This window comes from Candidatus Acidianus copahuensis, assembly GCF_000632495.1.
Classification (GTDB): domain Archaea; phylum Thermoproteota; class Thermoprotei_A; order Sulfolobales; family Sulfolobaceae; genus Acidianus; species Acidianus copahuensis.
The window spans coordinates 1-1,127 of sequence record NZ_JFZT01000004.1 but is presented as its reverse complement, the minus strand read 5'-3'; the positions used below and the strand labels follow the sequence as shown (position 1 = coordinate 1,127).

The 1,127-nt window shown below is 38.1% G+C and carries 1 protein-coding gene; it reads right to left on the bottom strand.

All coding sequences use genetic code 11. The annotated features are described in order from the left end of the window. Positions 1-1,127: hydantoinase B/oxoprolinase family protein (locus CM19_RS00095; RefSeq protein WP_048098431.1), on the bottom strand; the 1,127-nt coding region annotated here is incomplete at both ends.

Sequence of the window (1,127 nt, the reverse complement as noted above, 5' to 3'; positions counted from 1 at the left end):
TCACCAAGTATTGAAAGCTTTGTTTCTGCTAGTATTTTGAAAGCTCTTACTATACCATCTCCACCTTTATGTTTTCCATCCCCTCCACTTCTATATCTTATATGGTAAGCGGTAAAGAGTAACGGATAATCTTTCTCAGCTATCTCAATTGGAGTATTTAGTGTATTGGTCATATTAACGTGAACGCCTGAAACGCCATCCTTATTAGCTCTTCCTCCAGTACCGCCACCTATAGTTTCGTAATGTGCCCAATAACTTCCTTTATAATATCCACCTAGCATTACATTCATCATTGTCCCAGATCCGGCTGCAGGTACCTTATCTGGTAATACACCTGACAGTGACTTAAAAACGGTATCAGCTATCCTTTGAGTTGTTTCAACATTTCCACCGGAAACAGGTGCCGGTTTTATTGGATTAACGAGTAAGCCCTCACTAGCACGCACATCGATTAGACTATAGAATCCCTCATTTGTTGGAATTTCTTTTCCTATTAACGACCTTATAACAAACGTTGTTGCTGAAAATGTAACACCGTATACCGCATTTAATGGCTGAGGTAATTGGGGATCAGTCCCGTTAAAATCAGCTATTATCTTATCTTCACTTATCGTAACATTTACCTTTATCTTTATTAGATTTCCATCTATACCCTCCAGGTAATCAACTGCACTATAGGTTCCCTTAGGCCATTTTTCAATTTCCTTAAGAGATAATTCTCTACTATAAGTAATTGATTCTTCCCACCCTCTTCTCACGCTTTCTAAACCATATTTATCGATTAGCTGGGAAACTCTTAAAATACCTAGTCTATTGGCAGCAATTTGGGCATTAAGATCTCCTATCGATGTATAAGGTGACTTGAAGTTACTTAGGATTAAATCTAGGACATCCCTATTCAACTTCCCTTTTTCCATTAAGTATGTAGGAGGTATAATTAGTCCTTCCTCGTATAATGTTGTAGCATTGGGATTTATGCTACCAGGTACAGGCCCGCCTACGTCAACATGATGTGCCTTATTTACAGCATAGCCAACTAGTTTATCAGAGCAATAGATTGGACTTACCATCATAACATCATTTAAATGAGTACCTGAAATATAGGGATCGTTAAGGACTATTACATC